We start from the raw sequence: 16,870 nt of genomic DNA on the forward strand, positions 1-16,870 counted from the left end.
GCAGCAGACAAGGCAGGCATTTTGAGCGGGAACTTCAACTTCCATTCCACCAACACCGCACTCCTGAGCGTCAAGAGCGTCGAAGCGCCCGTTGTTGTCACCTCCCACGAGTTCGACGAACGGCTCTCGCCGTCCCTGAAACGGCTGCGGCTCTCCAAGGGCCTGCTGGAGCGGGTAGCCGGCGTCAGCGAGCGCCGATGGTGGGCCCCGGGTTCGACCTTCGAGGACGGGGCCATCGAAGCCGGAGCCAAGGCGATGGCCGAAGCCGGAGTGGAGCCGTCACAGATCGGGCTGCTGATCAACACCTCGGTAACGCGCAGGAACCTCGAACCGTCCGTCGCCGTGAAGATCCACCACAACCTTGGCCTGCCGTCTTCTGCCCTGAACTTCGACCTTGCCAACGCCTGCCTCGGGTTCGTCAACGGAATTACCCTGGCGTCCAACATGATCGAATCCGGGCAGATCGACTACGCCCTGATCGTGGCCGGGGAAGACTCGCAGCGTGTCCAGGAGGCCACCTTCGGCCGCCTGAACCACGAAGACTCCACCCGGCAGGACTACCTGCGCGAATTCGCCACCCTCACCCTGGGCAGCGGCGCCGCTGCCGCCGTGATCGGCCGGTCCGGCGACCACCCGGGATCACACCGCATCCTGGGCGGAGTCTCGCGTGCCGGCACCGAACACCATGAGCTGTGCGTCGGCGGCGAAGGCGGCATGTACACCGACACCAAGGGACTGCTCGAGGGCGGCCTGGACCTCGTGGTCGCTGCCTGGCATGAGGCGCAGGAGAACGGCTGGGACTGGAAGGGCATGGACCGCTATGTGACCCACCAGGTTTCCAACTCCTACACGAACGCCATCATCAAGGCGGTGGACCTGGACAGGGAACGTGTGCCAATCACGTTCCCCCGGTGGGGCAACGTCGGACCTGCCTCACTGCCGATGACCCTCGCCCAGGAAGCGCGTACCCTGCACCCCGGAGACCGTGTGCTGTGCATGGGCGTGGGCTCCGGCCTGAACACCACCATGATGGAGATCGCGTGGTAGCAGAACTCTGGCCCGGAGTTCCGGCCGCATGGTCCCGCCATGTCCAGGTGCCCTCCAGCGCCGGCATCGACTCTCCCGGCACCGTCCACACCTGGCACGTCCTGGATAACGCCCCGGACCTGGCCGCGCGCGGCGTGGAACCGGCCGGGACGCTGCTGTGCGTGCACGGCAACCCCACCTGGTCCTACCTCTGGCGCACCCTTGCCGCTGCAGGCAGCACCACGGAGCGTCCCTGGCGCGTCATCGCCGTAGACCAGCTGGACATGGGTTACTCCGACCGCACCGGGACCTTCCGCCGCCTCGCGGACCGGATCACCGACCTCGGGGACCTGACTCAGGCGCTGGGCCTCACCGGTCCCGTGGTCAGCGTGGGCCACGACTGGGGCGGCATCATCTCCCTGGGCTGGGCACTGGCCCACCGCAGGCAGCTGGCGGGCGTGGTGCTGACCAACACCGCCGTGCATCCCGCAGGTTTCTCCCTGCCCCCGGCGCTGCGCCTGGCCCTGCACCCGGCAGTTCACGGCTGGGGCACCAAGACCACCGATGCGTTCCTGCGCGTTACCCATTCGCTGGCCCGCCCGGCACTGCGTCCGGAGGTCCGCCACGCGTACGCCGAACCGTACCGCTCAGCGGCGCGGCGCGAGGGCGTCGGTAACTTCGTCGCGGACATTCCCGCCGATGAAACCCACCCCAGCCACCGGACGCTCAGCCGCGTCGCCGAAGGCATCAGGTCCCTGAACGTGCCGGCGCTTGCATTGTGGGGCCCCCGGGATCCGGTCTTCTCCGACCGGTACCTGCGGGACCTCATCAGCCGCCTGCCGCAGGCGGAGGTCCACCGATTCGAAGGCGCCGGGCACCTGGTCGCCGAGGACCGGGATATTGCGTCGCCGGTTTTCGCGTGGCTGGACTCCGTCCAAGCCGCCGGCACACCTGCCGAGGCTCCGAAGCCGGCCGGCGCCACGACTCAGCGGGCCGACTTCCGGCCCATGCTGGCAGAACTGGACGAGCGCAGCGGGGATGATTCACCCGCCGTCGTCGATATGGCTCCGGCCGGCTCCGGGAAAGCCCCTGCGGTGCTCTCCTGGGCCGAACTCGGTTCCCGGGTCAACGCACTGGCGGCCGGCCTGGCAGGCATCGGCGTGCGCCCGGGCAGCCGGGTGAACCTGCTGGTTCCTCCGGGCAGCGAGCTGACCACCCTCATTTACGCGTGCCTGCGCCTCGGCGCGGTGGTGGTGGTTGCCGACGCCGGTCTGGGCTCCAAGGGCCTCAGCCGGGCCATCAAGTGTGCGGGTCCGGAGTTCATCGTCGGCATTGAACGCGGCCTCATCGGAGCCAGGCTCTTCGGCTGGCCGGGTACCCCGGTCCTTGCCGGTGAAGCCTCCCCGGCCCGGCGCCGCTTGCTCGGCACCGCCCACACGGTAGCCGAACTCACCTCCGCCGGAGCCGGACAGCCTGTGCCGGACTGGCAGGTGGATCCCGACGCCGACGCCGCCGTGCTCTTCACATCCGGCTCCACCGGACCGGCCAAGGGCGCCGTCTACACGCACCGCCGGCTCGCTGCCATGCGGGACACCCTGCGCCGGACCTACAACCTCAAAGCCGGGTCCTCCCTGGTGGCAGGCTTCGCTCCCTTCGCCCTGCTTGGGCCGGCGCTGGGCGCGACGTCGGTCACCCCGGACATGGACGTCACGGCACCGCGCACGCTCAGCGCCGCTGCCCTGGCAGACGCCGCCGCGGCCGTCCAGGCCACCACGGTCTTCGCTTCCCCGGCTGCCCTGGCCAACGTCCTGGCCACCGCCGGGGACCTGGACACCGCCCAGCGCGGTGCCCTGGCAAAGGTGGATCTGCTGCTCTCCGCCGGCGCTCCCATTCCGGAAGCACTGCTCACCCGCGTGCAGGACCTGGTTCCTTCCGCAGCCCTGCACACCCCCTACGGCATGACCGAGGCTTTGCCGGTGACGGACATCAGCCTCGAGCAGATCCGCAAGGCCGGTACCGGCAACGGTGTGTGCGTGGGCACGGCCGTGGCCGGAGCCCGCGTAGGCATCGCTCCCCTGGCCGCAGACGGCACGGCGGGCAGCGAAATCTCCGAAGCACCCGGGGTCACGGGAGAGATCCTGGTCAGTGCCCCGCATGTGAAGGACCGGTATGACAGGCTCTGGATCACCGAGGCGCAGAGCAGTTCACTTCCCGGCTGGCACCGGACCGGGGACGTGGGCCATTTCGACGCCGACGGACGGCTCTGGGTGGAAGGCCGGCTGGGACACGTGCTCACCACGGCTGCCGGACCGGTAACGCCGGTCGCGGCCGAGCAGGCCGCTGAATCAGTGCCCGCCGTGCGCCTGGCAGCCCTGGTGGGCGTTGGCCCGGCCGGAACCCAGGTACCGGTTGCCGTCGTGGAGACCGTTGACGCGGTCCGCAGGCCCGGGCCGGCAGCGGACTCCCTCTCCGCCGAGGTCCGTACCGCCGTCGCCGAGCGCTGCGGCCTGGACCTGGCCGCGGTGCTGGTACTGCCGCAGATGCCCACGGACATCCGCCACAACTCAAAGATTGACCGCTCCGCCCTGGGCGCCTGGGCTGCCCGGGTGCTGGCCGGCGGCCGCATCACCGCACCGGGAGCCCGCCGATGAGCCGCCGCATCCTGGTCACCGGCGCCAGCGGTCTGCTCGGCGGCGCCGTTGCCGGCGTCCTGGCCGGGCAGGGCCACTCTGTGCGCACCCTCCAGCGCCGCGCGGCTGCTGTGCCGGGGCTGGAGTCCGTCTCGGGCTCCATCACGGACCGCGACGCCGTGGAGGCTGCGATGGCCGGAATGGACGCCGTCGTGCACCTCGCTGCGAAGGTGTCCTTCACCGGCGCCTGGTCCGAGTTCCAGGCCACCAACATCGACGGCACCCGCAACGTCCTGGATGCAGCCCGTGCCGCCGGTGTGCGCGACGTCGTCTTCGTGTCCTCGCCGTCGGTGGCCCACTTCGGTGAGCCGATCGCCGGTGCCGGCGCCGGAACCGCAGACCCCAAGCGGGCCCGCGGCAGCTACGCGCGGTCCAAGGCCGCAGCGGAGCTCCACGCACTTGCGGCTGATTCCGCCGAATTTCGGGTCACGGCAATCCGTCCGCACATCGTCTGGGGTCCCGGCGACACGCAGCTGGTGGAACGGGTGATGGACCGGGCCCGGACCGGACGGCTACCGCTGCTCGACGGCGGTGCCGCCCTGATCGACACCACCTACCTGGACAACGCCGCTTCGGCGATCGCCCGGGCCCTGGACCGGATGGAACAGGCCCACGGTCAGGCCCTGGTGGTCACGAACGGCCAGCCGCGCATGGTCCGGGAAATGATCAGCGGCATCTGCTCCGCAGCGGACATCCCGGCTCCGTCCCTCAGCGTTCCGGGCTGGCTGGCACGCGGCGCCGGCAGCGTCATCGAGAAAGCCTGGCTGGCCGCCGGTGCCCGCGGGCTCGTGGAAGACGAACCTCCCATGACACGGTTCCTGGCGGAGCAGCTGTCCACGTCCCACTGGTTCGACCAGCGGCACACCCGGGCGGTCCTGGACTGGCGGCCGGAGGTTTCCGTCGAGGAGGGCATGGCCCGGCTGGCCAAGCACTATGCCGCATAGGATGGCAGGGATGAACACTCACGAGAACTCCCAGTCCTGGCCCGCCGAAAACGTTGCCGCCGCCGTCGTTTCGGCTGACGGTTCCGTGCTTGGAACCGCCGGGGACCAGCAGAAGTGTTATCCCCTGGCCTCGGTCACCAAGCTGCTCACGGCCTACGCCTTCCAGGTCGCCCTCGAAGAGGAAGCCGTGGCCCTGGACGATCCGGCCGGGCCGGAGGGATCCACCGTCCGGCACCTGCTGGCCCACACCGGCGGCTACGACTTCGGGGACCGCACCGTCCGGTACGAGCCGGGAACACGCCGGCTGTACTCGAATGCGGGTTTCGAGGTGCTCGGTGATCATCTCGAGGAAGCTACCGGCATTCCCTTTGCGGAGTACCTGTCCGAGGCTGTCCTGGTTCCGCTGGGCATGAAGGACACGGCGTTGGAAGGGTCTCCCGCCGCCGGAGCTGTCTCCACGGCTGCCGACCTGTCCCGGTTTGCTGCCGAGCTCCAGTCACCCCGGCTCATTTCCGCCGAGTCCCTGTCTGCTGCGGCGTCTGTCGTGTTCCCGGGCCTGTCCGGTGTGCTGCCCGGTTTTGGCCGGCAGAAGGAGAATGACTGGGGCCTTGGGTTCGAAATCCGCAGCGGAAAGTCGCCGCACTGGACCGGCAGCACCAATTCGCCGCGCACCTTTGGGCACTTCGGCCAGTCCGGCACCTTCCTGTGGGTGGATCCCGACCTGAAGGCAGCCGCCGTTGTTCTCACGGACCGGGACTTCGGTCCTTGGGCAGCCGAAGCCTGGCCGATTTACAACGACGCCCTGGTTGCGGAGCTGCGCGGCAGCTAACGCGCCGGCACTGCTGAGAACACCGGCCGGGCCCGCTACAGTGTGCTGGCATGGAATCCCCGCTGGAAGCCTGGAGTGAGCTCAACGCAGCCATGCTGGGCGGCACGGCGGCGCTGGTGGGGCTGCTGATCCTGGCGATCTCGGTGAATATCGAGGATATCCTCGGCGTGATCGCCGGGGCTGCCTTCGCGTGGGTTGTCCTCATCGAGGTCCTGCGCTGAGCCTGTTGCCAAGCTCCGGAGGGCTGACTACCAGCGGCCGTTGCGCGGACGCTTCTGGCAGACCGGACAGCTGTAGGACGAGCGGTTCATGAACGAATCACGCCGGATCAGGGTGGGAAGTCCGGCCGCCTCGCACCGCGGGCACGGCTGGCCCTCCCGGCCGTAGGCGTTCAGGGACCGGGCAAAGTAGCCGGAGACCCCGTTGACGTTGACGTACAGCGAATCGAAGCTGGTACCGCCGGCTTCGAGCGCCCGGAGCATTACGGCCCGGGCGGCTTCCACCAGCCGCAGGGCATCGGCACGGCGCAGCGTGTCGGTGGGGCGGGCGAAGTGCAGCCGCGCCGCCCACAGTGCCTCGTCCGCGTAGATGTTGCCCACCCCGGAGATGAGTCCCTGGTCCAGGAGCGCGCGCTTGATGCCGGTGCGGCGGGCGCGCAGCCGGCGGTAGAAATCGTCGAAGGAGAACGCCGGGTCCAGCGGATCGCGGGCAATATGCGCCGCTTCGGATGGAACGAGTGCCAGCCCGGTCTCTGAGAGTCCTCCGGGTTGTCCGTCCGGAGTGGGCAGCAGGTCCGCGAGGAAGACGCCGCCGAAGATCCGCTGGTCTACGAACCGGAGTTCCTCCGGCATGCGGGTACCGTCTTCATCCTCGGCCGGGCTGAGGGTGAACCGCACCTTGAGGTGCTTCTCGTCGGGCAGGTCGGGAGTTTCCATCAGCAGCTGGCCGCTCATGCCCAGGTGCGCCATCAGCGCGAACGGGGGTGCGGCGTCGGGCGCTGAAGCTTCCACCATGGGCATCCAGAGGAACTTGCCGCGCCGGGCAACGTCCAGCACGCGGGCACCTTCAAGGTTGCCGCGCAGGTCCTCGGGACCCGGGGCGTGCCGGCGGGTGGAGCGTTCATCCAGGATTTCGACGCCGGTGATGGTGCGGCCGCGCACCCACCGTGCCAGGCCGCGCCGTACTACCTCGACCTCGGGAAGTTCGGGCATGGGTGCTGCTATGCGCCTGCAGGGGCAGCCGGAGCCTGGCTGGTCTCCCGCAGCAGCCGGCAGGTGTCCGCAGCAGCTTCCTGCTCGGCATCCTTCTTGGACCTGCCGGTGCCCGAGCCGTATGCCTGCCCGCCAATGTGCAGCACTGCTACGAAGCTGCGGGAGTGGTCCGGTCCGGAGCCAGTGACCCGGTACTCGATGTCCCCCATTTTCCGGGCGGCGGCGATTTCCTGGATGCTGGTCTTCCAGTCGGTTCCGGCACCAAGGGTGTCCGCGTCATGGAGCAGCGGTCCAATCAGGCGCATGACCATTGACCGTGCGGTCTCGATGCCGTGGCACAGGTACACCGCGCCGATCAGCGCTTCCGTGGTGTCCGCCAGGATGGAGGACTTGTCCTTGCCGTTGGTCAGCTTTTCGCCCTGGCCCAGCAGAATGTAGTCGCCAAGACTGAGCTGGCGCGCGACTGAGGCAAGGGCCTTGGTGCTGACAACCGCTGAGCGGCGCTTTGCCAGCTCACCCTCGGAAAGTCCGGGATTGTCGCGGTAGAGCGTGTCCGTAACGGAAAAACCCAGGATCGAATCACCCAGGAATTCAAGGCGTTCGTTGGTGGGGATGCCGCCGTGCTCGTAGGCATAGGAGCGGTGGGTGAGCGCAAGACGAAGCGTCTCGGCATCGATATCGACGCCGAGACGCTTCAGAAGCTCTTCAGTATTCTTCACGTGCTGATCGGGCCCCGAAAAGCAGTGAGCCCCCTTCAGCGGCTGCCCGGAGGCAAACGGCAAAGGGGACACTCACTGGTCTTAGACGTCCGCTACCTTGCGGCCCTTGTATTCAAGGAACAGCGCGGTACCTGCAGAGTCGGTTACGACCTTGGCCTGGTGCGGCAGGCTGTAGGTAACGCGGCCGTTCTCAACGGTCTTCACCAGGTTGGGCGCAGTTGCCTTCCACTGGGACCGGCGTGCACGCGTATTCGAGCGGGACATTTTCCGCTTGGGAACAGCCACGACTAACTCTCTTCTCTCTCGTCTGACTCTGTACTTGTTGCCGCGTCTTCAGCGGCGGTGCCAGCCAACCCGGCAAGGGCTGCCCAGCGAGGATCCACGACTTCATGGTGGTGACCCGGATCCTCCTCAAGGCGCGCCCCGCATTCGGAGCAAAGGCCTTCGCAGTCCTCCCGGCACACCGGCTGGAACGGCAGGGAAGTTACCACTGCGTCCCGCAAAACCGGTTCAAGATCGATTACATCTCGCTCGATCCGGCGTTGCTCTTCTTCCTCTTCCTCTCCGAAGGACTCAGCGTCCTCGTAGTAGAAGAGTTCCTGCACATCGACGTCCTCGGTGTACTCGATGGGAACCAGGCACCGTCCGCACTCCCCCTTGACGGGAACAAGCGCGGAACCCGAGACCAGGATCCCCTCGTGTACAGCTTCGAACCTCAGATCGAGCTCGATGTCCGATCCGAACGGCACGCCAATAAGCGCAACACCGAAGTCTTTCGGTGCCGGCACATGCTCATGCATTGTCCGCATGGTTCCCGGGCTGCGCCCGAGATCCTTGACATTTATTGCCAAGGGGGAACTCGGTTGGAACCGCGATGAAACGCTAATGAGAACTCCTGTAGAACATAGACCGACATATCATCTTAGCCTGAGGAGCCGGAATCTCTCAAACCGGGTGCAGGCAGACGGCAGAACGCCGCGCCTCCGTCTCCCCATCAAGTCTACTGCCTTCCAGGCGCCTGGCCCTGCGCCATGCACCGGCTTTGCGCTTCGCCTAGGCTGAACGCGTGCCGTATTCCCTTTCCCGCGCCAGGGCGCTCCGCATCCTCGCTGCGGCCGCAACCGCCGCCGTGTCCGTACTGGTGGTGTGGCTGCTGGTTGCCGTGAACCTTTTCTACTACCCGCAGGCGGATTCGGAACCGGGCCAGGCCGACGCCGTCGTGGTCCTTGCCGGCGCAGCGCCGGAGCGCCTCCCGGTGGGGCGGGACCTGATCACGGACGGCAGCGCGCCCGTGCTCGTCCTCTCGACCACCGGCACCCCGGGCAACGCCGTCACCGACACGGTGTGCAAGTACTTCGCGGGCCCCGCCGTCCGGTGCTTCTCGCCCTCGCCGCTGAGCACACGCGGGGAGGCCCGCGCCATAGCCCGGCTGGCAGCGGACAACAACTGGGACGAGATCATCGTGGTCACCTCCACCTACCACTTGGTCCGGGCTGAGGCGAACATCTCGCAGTGCAGCAACGTGCGGGTGCGCATGGTCGCCTCGGAACCGGACCTCACCGCCGGCCAGTGGCTGGGACGGTTCACGGAGGAGACCGGCGGGGTGCTCGCGGCGTTTCTTCGCCCGGCGTGCGCCTCGCCTATCGGCTAGCCCAGCCGCTTCAGGACAGCGCGCGGAACGAAGTCCGTGATGTCTCCGCCCAGTGAGGCGACTTCCTTGATCAGGCTTGAGGAAAGGTGCGTGTAGGAACTTTCCGCGGCCAGGAAGACGGTTTCAACCCCGGTGAGGTGCCGGTTCATGACGGCCATGGGCAGCTCGTACTGATAATCCTGCACAGAGCGCAGCCCCTTGACGATGGCGCTGGCGCCGTGGTCCCGGCAGAAATCTGCCAGCAGGCCATGGCCCATGGGCAGCACTGACACGCCCGCCAGGGAGCCGAGGGTCTCCGCAGCGATTTCCAGCCGTTCCTCTTCGGAGAACCGGTATTTTTTGGCGTAGTTGGTGGAGACCGCGACGATGACCTCGTCAAAGAGGTTCGTGGCGCGGGCAATCACTTCAAGGTGGCCGTTGTGGATGGGGTCATAGGATCCGGGGCATACAGCGCGTCGCATACGTCGAATCTACCCGGTGGCCGTGCTCCGGCCCGGTCAGGCACGGCCGTGGGGGAAACTCTCCAACAGCGGTGCCAGGTCAATGGTGAGTTCCGGCAGCACCGCCCGGGCCGCCAGGCGTTCCACCAGCCGGGGCGTCAGCTCCCGGGCGGGAACGTCGGCCGCGCGCACCCCGGAGGCGTCCAGGGTCGTAAAGAAGTCCTCAAACTTGTACCGGTCCCCGCTGATCACGCGGTCGCTAATCCGCAGCCACACCCAGGGCACACCGTACGCCTGCGCCACGATGATGCCGTGCAGGGAACTGGAGATGCAGGCCTGCGATCCGGCTATCTTCCCCACCACCGCCTCAACGCCTTCCCTCACGTCAACCACCGTGACTCCGGGACCCGCCGCTTTCTCCAGGCAGTCCCGGTGGTCAAGGTGGGGAACGACGGCGATATCTCCCGTGCCCGTTCCCCCGGCGGCCAGGAACTGCGGCAGCAGCAGGGCCGGATCGCCATACACGGCAGGGAAGTCCCACCCTGTTTTGCGCAGCAGCTCGGTCCGGGTGTTGCGTCCACGGACGGCGGAAACCCGCACGCCCTTCAGGCTCCGCAGGCGGGCCAGGCTCTCGCCCTCCAGGGGAGCCATCAGCCCGGACCCCCAGATCTGCGATCCGTCCTGTTCCAGCCAGCCCGCAATGGACCCGGCTGTGGCCAGGGCGGGTGTCCGCAGTCCGCGCCTGAAGCCGTTTACGGGCGTCAGCCCGCTGAGGTGCCTCGCAAGCCAGGGCCCGACGGCGTCTCCGAAGTTCGGCCGCCCATCCCACCAGAGTAGGTTCAGGAAGCCAGGCGGCACCTCCCGGCCCCGAGTGGAAGCGGTTTGCAGGGCGTGGACGGTTTGCCGCACCCAACTCATCTTCTCCTCCACGCCGGCCGGGAGACCTTCGTGATGTGCGGGCACAGTACCCAGGACATGGCGTTCTCTGCCGTCCTGGACCAGCTCAGCCCTTCCTACCAGCGCGTTCCGCAGGAGCCGTTGCGATTCCTCGGATGCTGCTGCCACGGAGACCTCTGCTCCGGCGCCGTCCGGTCTCAGCTGCAATGCCAGGCGGTGGCCGCCAGCCTCGAAATGAAGCCGGGCACCGGCTGGTGCATCGCGGAGCGATTGCAGCGCCACGGCGGGTTCGTGTTCCCCGTCCACTCCCAGCGTCCCGTGGAACCCCATGCTTCCCTTCCTTCCCGTCTGCGGCGTGGTTGCCCAGGCTGGACCGCGCGCCACCAAACGCCAGCCAATATACCGGCGGTCCGTTTCGTGCGCCCGGCGGGTAATACTGGAAGGCATGACTTCAACTCCCAGCACGCGCTCCCTTCGAGATTCCCGGGACGGTGCACCGGCCCCCTGGCAGCGCACGGCAGCCGGAGCGAACCTTCTCGGTGCGGACGGCAACCTGGGCATCACCATCTTCGAGGAAATCACTGCCCTGGCCGGCACCCACTCAGCCATCAACCTGGGCCAGGGGTTCCCGGACGAGGACGGACCGGCGGAAATCCGCAACGCCGCCCGCCGGGCGATCCTCGCCGGCGCCAACCAGTACGCGCCGGGCATGGGGCTGCCGGTGCTGCGCGAAGCCATCGCCGAGCACCAGGAACGGTTTTACGGTCTCCGTCCGGATCCCGGGACGGAGGCCATGGTGACCACCGGAGCCACGGAGGCGATTGCCTCCACCATCCTCGCGCTGACCGGCCCTGGAGATGAGGTCCTTACCTTTGAACCCTTCTATGACTCCTACGGCGCCATGATTGGTCTCAGCGGCGCCACCCATACCACTGCTCCCCTGCTGGCCCCGGATTTCCAGCCGGACCTGGCTGCACTGGAAGCAGCGTTTACCGACCGCACCCGGATGGTCCTGGTCAACAACCCGCACAACCCGACCGGCGCCGTCTTCCCCGAGGCCGTCCTGCAGCGCATTGTTGACCTGGCGGTCAAGCACGACGCCGTGATTGTCACCGATGAGGTCTACGAGCACCTCACGTTCGGGCCGCGGCACATCCCGGTAGCCACGCTGTCCGGCGCGGCGGACCGCACCCTGACTATTTCTTCGGCCGGCAAGACGTTTTCACTGACCGGCTGGAAGATCGGCTGGGTCAGCGGGCCGGCGGAACTCATTGCCGCGGTGCGCTCCGTCAAGAGTTTCCTGACCTACAGCTCCGGCTCGCCCTTCCAGGCGGCGATCGCCGAGGGGCTGCGGATGGAGGACTCCTTCTTTACTGACATCGCCGGCACGCTCCGGGCCAAGCGCAACGTGCTTTCCGCCGGTCTCCGGGAAGCGGGACTTGAGGTGTTCCAGCCGCAGGGAACGTACTTCGTGAATGCCGACGTCGCTCCCCTGGGCATCGACGACGCCACCGATCTGGCACGCCGGCTTCCGGAACTGGTGGGCGTCGCAGCCATCCCGGTGGCGATGTTCTGCCATCCCGAGGGCGCCGAACGCACCAGGACCATGCTCCGCTTCGCCTTCTGCAAGCGGTTCGACGTTCTCCAGGAAGCCGCTGAGCGGATTTCGCGGCTCAACGAGGTGCTCTGAGTATGGTCAACCGCCCGCCCTCACGCATGCTGCGCGGCATCGGCGCCCACGCGGAACTGGATGAGGATGCCTTCAACGACGGCGCGTGGATCCTCTCCATCGGCGGAGCCCAGCAGTCCCACGTGAACCTCGCACACCCGGAGGAGATTTTCTACGAGTACCTGCGCCGGATCGGCAACGTCCTGGACCTCGCGGGCCCGCCGGGTGCTCCGCTGCGGGTCCTGCACCTCGGTGCCGGGGCCCTGACCCTGGCCCGGTACGTCCAGGCAACGCGGCCCGGTTCGGAGCAGGCCGCCGTCGAACTCGAGCGTGAGCTGCTGGATTATGTCCTGGCCTACCTGCCGCTGCCGGAGGGAACAGTGCTGGACACGGTGACCGGGGACGCCCGTGCTGAACTTGAACGTTTCGGACCCGGCTCGTTCGACGCCGTCGTGCTGGATGTGTTTGCCGGTGCGGATGCTCCGGAGCACCTGGCGGACAGGGGCTACTACGAGGAGCTGCTCAAGCTGCTCTCCGAACGCGGCGTGCTGCTGGTGAACGTGGGCGATGATCCGCCGCTGGCATTCGCACGCCGGCAGGCCAAGGCGCTGGCTGATGTGTTCGGCGCGGCGGGCGGTGACGTGGCGGCCCTGGGCGATGCGTCAATGTTCACCGGCAGGCACCCCGGCAACATTGTGCTGGCTGCAGTGCCTTACCGCTGGCCGGCGGAGTGGACGGCTTCCCTGCTGCAGGCCGGCCCCCATCCCGCAGCGGTGCTGACCGGAGCGGACCTCGATGCCTTCGCGGCGGGACGCTGAAAAACCCTAGCCCTCGTCCTTCTGCGCGGGTTCAGCGAACCAGAGAGTGGTTTCGCCGTAGGCCTTTTCACTGAAGCGCTCCAGTCCGGCGGGCCAGGCGGGTTCGGGTGAGCGGGTGGAGCGTTCCACCACGACGACGGCGCCTTCCGCCAGGCGCGGGGCCAGCGCTTCCAGCACTGCGGCCAGGCCCGCCTCCTCCAGCGGATATGGCGGGTCGAGGAAGACCAGGTCCCAGGCCAATCCGGGCGGCACCCGGAGCAGGTAGGACTCCGCCTTGGTCCGGTGCACCCGCACGCGTTCAGAGCCGAGCACTTTGTTTACCAGTGCGGCGTTGCTGCAGCAGACCTGCGCGGCTTTTTCGGCCAGCTCAACCAGGTCCACCCGCGCGGCGCCGCGGCTGGCGCTTTCAGCCCCGAGGGAACCGGATCCGGCGAACAGGTCCAGCACGTAGGCCCCGTCCAGGATCCCGTAGGACTCCAGCCGGGAGAAGAGCGCTTCCTTCACCCGGTCAGTGGTGGGCCGGGTACTGGATCCGGGGACGCTGGACAGGGTGGTTCCGCCGGCGGCTCCGGCAATGATGCGGCTCATGGTTCCACTCTAGCCAGCGGCCGCTGACCGCCCGGCATCGAGTACCCGCAGCAAGGCTAACCCCGGTCCAGGAACGCTTCCTTCTCCGGGTTCAGGTAGGCCTCGATCGCCTCGTTGAGAGCCGGATGTTCCTCCAGGTCCGGGTCTTGCCGGATCAGCGCCTGGGCGTCCTCCCGGGCGCGCTCAATGACCTTCTCGTCCTGGATGGCGCGCAGCAGCTTGAGCGTTGAGCGTCCGCCGGACTGTGAGGCACCGAGGATGTCTCCTTCCCGGCGCAGTTCCAGGTCCCGGCGGGAGAGTTCAAAGCCGTCAGTGGTGGCGGCGACGGCGTCGAGCCTTTCCCGGCTGGGATGGCCTTCCTCCAGGTTGGTCACCAGCAGGCAGGTGCCCGGGAGCCCGCCCCGCCCCACCCTGCCGCGCAGCTGATGCAGCTGGGAGATGCCGAAACGCTCGGCGTCGAGGATCACCATCATGGTGGCGTTGTGGACGTCCACGCCCACCTCGATCACGGTGGTGGAAACCAGCAGGTCAATGTCTCCGCGGTTGAAGGCATCCATGGTGGCGGATTTCTCCGCCGGGTCCATGCGGCCGTGCAGCATGCCCAGCCGGGTACCGGCAAGCGCCGGCAGCTCCTGGAGCCGTTCACTTGTCTCGAGGACCGAGGCCAGCGGCCGCTGGTTCCGCGGCGCGGCCTGCCGGGGAAGCTCTTCTAGGAGCGCCAGCTCGGTGCCGGGTTCCTCTTCCTTGTCCCCGATCTTGGGACAGACCACGTAGACCTGACGTCCGGCGTCGATCTCCTCTCGCGCCCGTGCCCAGATCCGCGGACCCCAGGCGGGTTTGTCCGCCAGCGGCGCCAGGTACGTGGAGATCGGTGCCCGTCCGGCGGGCAGTTCGGTAAGGGTTGAAACATCCAGGTCTCCGAACACTGTCATCGCCACGGTGCGCGGGATGGGAGTTGCGGTCATGACCAGCAGGTGCGGTGTGGACTCCCTGCCCTTGGTGCGGAGGATGTCCCGCTGTTCGACGCCGAACCGGTGCTGTTCATCTACTACCACCAGGCCCAGGTCGGCGAACTGCACGTGCTCCGAGAGCAGGGCGTGCGTACCGATCACGATCCCGGCGGAACCGGATGCCGCTTCGAGGAGCGCCGCCTTGCGGGCGGCCGTGGACATTGAACCGGTCAGCAGCGTGACCCGGGTGGCGGTGTCGCTGCCGCCGAGCATGCCGGCCTGGCCCAGCGGTCCGAGGGTGCGGGTGATCGAGGCATAGTGCTGGGCGGCCAGCACCTCGGTGGGTGCCAGCAGAGCCGCCTGTCCCCCGGCGTCGACCACCTGCAGCATGGCCCGCAGCGCCACCAGGGTCTTGCCGGAGCCAACCTCGCCCTGCAGCAGCCGGTTCATGGGGTGCGGTTTGGCCAGGTCCGCGGCCAGCTCGGCGCCGATGGAAGCCTGGCCGTGCGTCAGGGTGAAGGGCAGTGCTGCGTCGAAGGCCTCCAGCAGTCCCCCGGGCTGAGGCGGCCGGGCGGTGGCATCCTGTTCCGCGGTGAAGGCGTGCCTGCGCGCCAGCGCGGTCTGCAGTACCAGGGCCTCCTCGTAGCGGAAACGGTGCCGCGCCTTGTACGCATCCTCGATGGCTGCGGGCCGGTGGATGGCGTTGAAGGCATCAGCCACGCCCATTAGGTGCTCCCGGGACCGAAGATCCTGCGGAATCGGGTCCCGCAGCCGTTCGGTCTGCAGCGAGTCCAGCAGCAGGTCGATGGTGGTCTTGATTTCCCAGCTGGTGAGCTTGGCCGTCGCGGGATAGACCGGGATGGGCCTCTTGGCTTCTTCTTCGTCGTCCGCTTCGTCGCTGAGCAGCACGTAGTTCGGGTTGGTCAGCGTCAGCTGCCCCTTGTACACGCCCACCTTGCCGGAGAACATTGAACGGATTCCGGGCTGCAGGTCCTTGAGCGCACCGTAGCCGTTGAAGAAGGTGAGGTGCAGCAGACCCAGGGAGCCTGCGGCGTCGTCGTCATCCGTCACGGTGACTTCCACGATCATTCCCTTGCGGGTCTGCATCCGGCGGGAGTTGATGCTCTGGACCCGCGCGATGAGGGTGACTTCCTCGTCAAAGGGAATCTCGGAAATCCGGGTCAGTTCCCCGCGTTCCATGTACCGCCGCGGAACATGCAGCAGCAGCTGGCCAACGGTGGTGATGCCCAGCTGCTTCTCGATCTTGTCCGCGGATTTCTTCCCGATCCGGCGGTTGAGCGGGAAGTCGAGCTCGCCGGGAATCCTGTCCTGCATTGTCCTTTAGGCTTCGCGGGCAAAATCGCCGGCGCCGGGGCCGCCGGGCAGCGGCACCTGCGGTATTTCCGTGGTCTGGTGCCCGTTGGCGGACAGCTCGGTGATCGTGACGTTGGTCGGCTCGCCCACGGCATGAAGCGCGTCCATCGCTGCGCCGGCGTCGGGCGTGTGGACGTGGACACGCCAGCGGTACCCCTCCCCCACCGGGCTGACCGCACTCATAATCACGGATTCGCCCAGTTCGTCGAGCTGGAGCCGCAGCGTTGCGGCGTCCAGGGGGCTGAGCGTGATGGTGCACATGACCTCCACGCCTTCAAGCTGCGGCTGGGTGCCGTGGATGTGCGGGTCCTGCACGTCGTAGCCGTGAAGCCCGTCCAGCAGTTCACGCTGGAGCTCTTCGCCCAGGGCGGCAGCGCGCATGGCGTCCAGCACGAGCAGGAATCCGACCCCTCCGGCGTCCACTACTCCGGCGTCCGTCAGGGTTTCCAGCTGCTCTTCGGTGCGCACGACGGCTGCGAGGGCCGCAGCCATCATGGCGCGCAGCGTTTCGGCCAGGCCTGCGTTCGAATCATCTCCGGTCTGGGCGGCCTCCACGCGGGAGGCGCCGCGGGCGGCCTCTTCAAGGACTGAAAGCATGGTGCCGGGGACCGGATCACTCAGTACGGACCAGGAACGCAGCTGTGCGCGTTCCAGCGAACGGGCCAGCAGCGGCGCCGACAGCCGGGTGTGTCCGGTCAGGGGCTCCGCCATGGAGCTAAGGAACACGGACAGGAGCGTTCCGGAGTTGCCTTTGGCCTGTTCCATTGATGCCTGGCCTGCTGCGGCAAGCAGCTCCCCAATGTCCTGGGTTTCAAGCTCTGCGGCAGCGGCGGATGCCGCCCGCATGGTGAGGTAAAGGTTGGTTCCGGTGTCGCCGTCGGCCACAGGGAAAATGTTGATGGCGTTCAGCCGGTCACTGTGGTTCCCCAGGGACACCTCGGCGTTGCTCAACCATCGCTTCAGCGCCTGGGCGTTTGCGGTGATCTTAGTCTGCAAGGTAGTCCCGTTCCGTGCTGCTGCTCATGTTTCTCCTCCGGATTATCTTCGGCGAACACCGTTGTCCA

The 16,870-nt window shown here is 67.6% G+C and carries 17 protein-coding genes; 8 read left to right on the forward strand and 9 right to left on the reverse strand.

Annotated elements, in window-relative coordinates; genetic code table 11:
* Nucleotides 1-21 precede the first annotated feature (21 nt).
* The 5 genes from ITX31_RS15485 to ITX31_RS15505 are packed head-to-tail and all read left to right on the forward strand — an operon-like array spanning nt 22 to nt 5,710.
* Complete coding sequence (locus tag ITX31_RS15485) at nt 22-1,047, forward strand: 3-oxoacyl-ACP synthase III (RefSeq protein ID WP_194784240.1); 1,026 nt, start codon at nt 22-24, stop codon at nt 1,045-1,047.
* Nucleotides 1,041-3,677: an alpha/beta fold hydrolase gene (locus tag ITX31_RS15490; RefSeq protein WP_194784241.1), complete on the forward strand. Its 2,637-nt coding sequence runs from the start codon at nt 1,041-1,043 to the stop codon at nt 3,675-3,677. Before ITX31_RS15485 ends, ITX31_RS15490 begins: the two co-directional genes overlap by 7 nt.
* Nucleotides 3,674-4,660 (forward strand): NAD-dependent epimerase/dehydratase family protein, encoded by a 987-nt coding sequence (locus ITX31_RS15495; RefSeq protein ID WP_194784242.1) that lies wholly within the window; start codon nt 3,674-3,676, stop codon nt 4,658-4,660. The genes ITX31_RS15490 and ITX31_RS15495 overlap by 4 nt, the downstream gene beginning before the upstream one ends.
* Nucleotides 4,661-4,670: 10 nt before the next feature.
* Nucleotides 4,671-5,489: a serine hydrolase domain-containing protein gene (locus ITX31_RS15500; RefSeq protein WP_194784243.1), complete on the forward strand. Its 819-nt coding sequence runs from the start codon at nt 4,671-4,673 to the stop codon at nt 5,487-5,489.
* A 50-nt stretch (nt 5,490-5,539) separates the two neighbouring features.
* Nucleotides 5,540-5,710: a hypothetical protein gene (locus tag ITX31_RS15505; RefSeq protein ID WP_194784244.1), complete on the forward strand. Its 171-nt coding sequence runs from the start codon at nt 5,540-5,542 to the stop codon at nt 5,708-5,710.
* A 27-nt stretch (nt 5,711-5,737) separates the two neighbouring features.
* On the opposite strand, the gene mutM is transcribed toward ITX31_RS15505, so the two are convergent.
* The 4 genes from mutM to ITX31_RS15525 form a co-directional block, all read right to left on the reverse strand.
* Nucleotides 5,738-6,700 carry a bifunctional DNA-formamidopyrimidine glycosylase/DNA-(apurinic or apyrimidinic site) lyase gene (mutM, locus tag ITX31_RS15510; protein ID WP_194784245.1) on the reverse strand — a complete coding sequence of 321 codons (963 nt, stop codon included), beginning with the start codon at nt 6,698-6,700 and terminating at the stop codon, nt 5,738-5,740.
* 8 nt (nt 6,701-6,708) lie between these two features.
* On the reverse strand, nt 6,709-7,419 hold the full coding sequence (gene rnc, locus ITX31_RS15515) for a ribonuclease III (protein ID WP_194784246.1): 711 nt from the start codon (nt 7,417-7,419) through the stop codon (nt 6,709-6,711).
* 81 nt (nt 7,420-7,500) lie between these two features.
* Complete coding sequence (rpmF, locus tag ITX31_RS15520; protein ID WP_055240805.1) at nt 7,501-7,704, reverse strand: 50S ribosomal protein L32; 204 nt, start codon at nt 7,702-7,704, stop codon at nt 7,501-7,503.
* A 2-nt stretch (nt 7,705-7,706) separates the two neighbouring features.
* Complete coding sequence (locus ITX31_RS15525; RefSeq protein WP_194784247.1) at nt 7,707-8,270, reverse strand: YceD family protein; 564 nt, start codon at nt 8,268-8,270, stop codon at nt 7,707-7,709.
* 215 nt (nt 8,271-8,485) lie between these two features.
* Between ITX31_RS15525 and ITX31_RS15530 the strand changes: the two genes are divergently transcribed.
* The gene (locus tag ITX31_RS15530) at nt 8,486-9,070 is read left to right on the forward strand and encodes a YdcF family protein (protein WP_194784248.1); all 585 of its coding nucleotides are present in this window, start codon (nt 8,486-8,488) and stop codon (nt 9,068-9,070) included.
* Here ITX31_RS15530 and coaD read toward each other — a convergent pair.
* Together coaD and ITX31_RS15540 are read right to left on the reverse strand one after the other, a co-directional pair.
* Nucleotides 9,067-9,531, reverse strand: a complete 465-nt coding sequence (gene coaD / locus ITX31_RS15535) for a pantetheine-phosphate adenylyltransferase (RefSeq protein ID WP_194784249.1) — start codon at nt 9,529-9,531, stop codon at nt 9,067-9,069. The genes ITX31_RS15530 and coaD overlap by 4 nt on opposite strands.
* A gap of 36 nt (nt 9,532-9,567) precedes the next feature.
* Nucleotides 9,568-10,737, reverse strand: coding sequence for a polysaccharide pyruvyl transferase family protein (locus tag ITX31_RS15540; RefSeq protein ID WP_194784250.1), 1,170 nt, complete (start codon nt 10,735-10,737; stop codon nt 9,568-9,570).
* A 115-nt stretch (nt 10,738-10,852) separates the two neighbouring features.
* Between ITX31_RS15540 and ITX31_RS15545 the strand changes: the two genes are divergently transcribed.
* Entirely contained in the window at nt 10,853-12,097 is a 1,245-nt protein-coding gene (locus ITX31_RS15545; RefSeq protein WP_194784251.1) for an aminotransferase class I/II-fold pyridoxal phosphate-dependent enzyme, read from the forward strand.
* A 2-nt stretch (nt 12,098-12,099) separates the two neighbouring features.
* Nucleotides 12,100-12,894, forward strand: coding sequence for a spermidine synthase (locus ITX31_RS15550; RefSeq protein WP_194784252.1), 795 nt, complete (start codon nt 12,100-12,102; stop codon nt 12,892-12,894).
* Nucleotides 12,895-12,900: 6 nt separating this feature from the next.
* Here the strand turns inward: ITX31_RS15550 and rsmD are convergent, their stop codons facing one another.
* From rsmD to ITX31_RS15565, 3 genes are read right to left on the reverse strand one after another with little or no spacing between them, the layout of a single operon-like run.
* Complete coding sequence (rsmD, locus tag ITX31_RS15555; protein WP_194784253.1) at nt 12,901-13,482, reverse strand: 16S rRNA (guanine(966)-N(2))-methyltransferase RsmD; 582 nt, start codon at nt 13,480-13,482, stop codon at nt 12,901-12,903.
* A 56-nt stretch (nt 13,483-13,538) separates the two neighbouring features.
* The gene (locus ITX31_RS15560) at nt 13,539-15,767 is read right to left on the reverse strand and encodes an ATP-dependent DNA helicase RecG (RefSeq protein WP_228529374.1); all 2,229 of its coding nucleotides are present in this window, start codon (nt 15,765-15,767) and stop codon (nt 13,539-13,541) included.
* 6 nt (nt 15,768-15,773) lie between these two features.
* Nucleotides 15,774-16,802 (reverse strand): DAK2 domain-containing protein, encoded by a 1,029-nt coding sequence (locus tag ITX31_RS15565; RefSeq protein WP_228529375.1) that lies wholly within the window; start codon nt 16,800-16,802, stop codon nt 15,774-15,776.
* Nucleotides 16,803-16,870 lie beyond the last annotated feature (68 nt).

It is taken from the genome of Arthrobacter gandavensis, from assembly GCF_015355785.1.
Lineage (GTDB): Bacteria > Actinomycetota > Actinomycetes > Actinomycetales > Micrococcaceae > Arthrobacter_B > Arthrobacter_B gandavensis_A.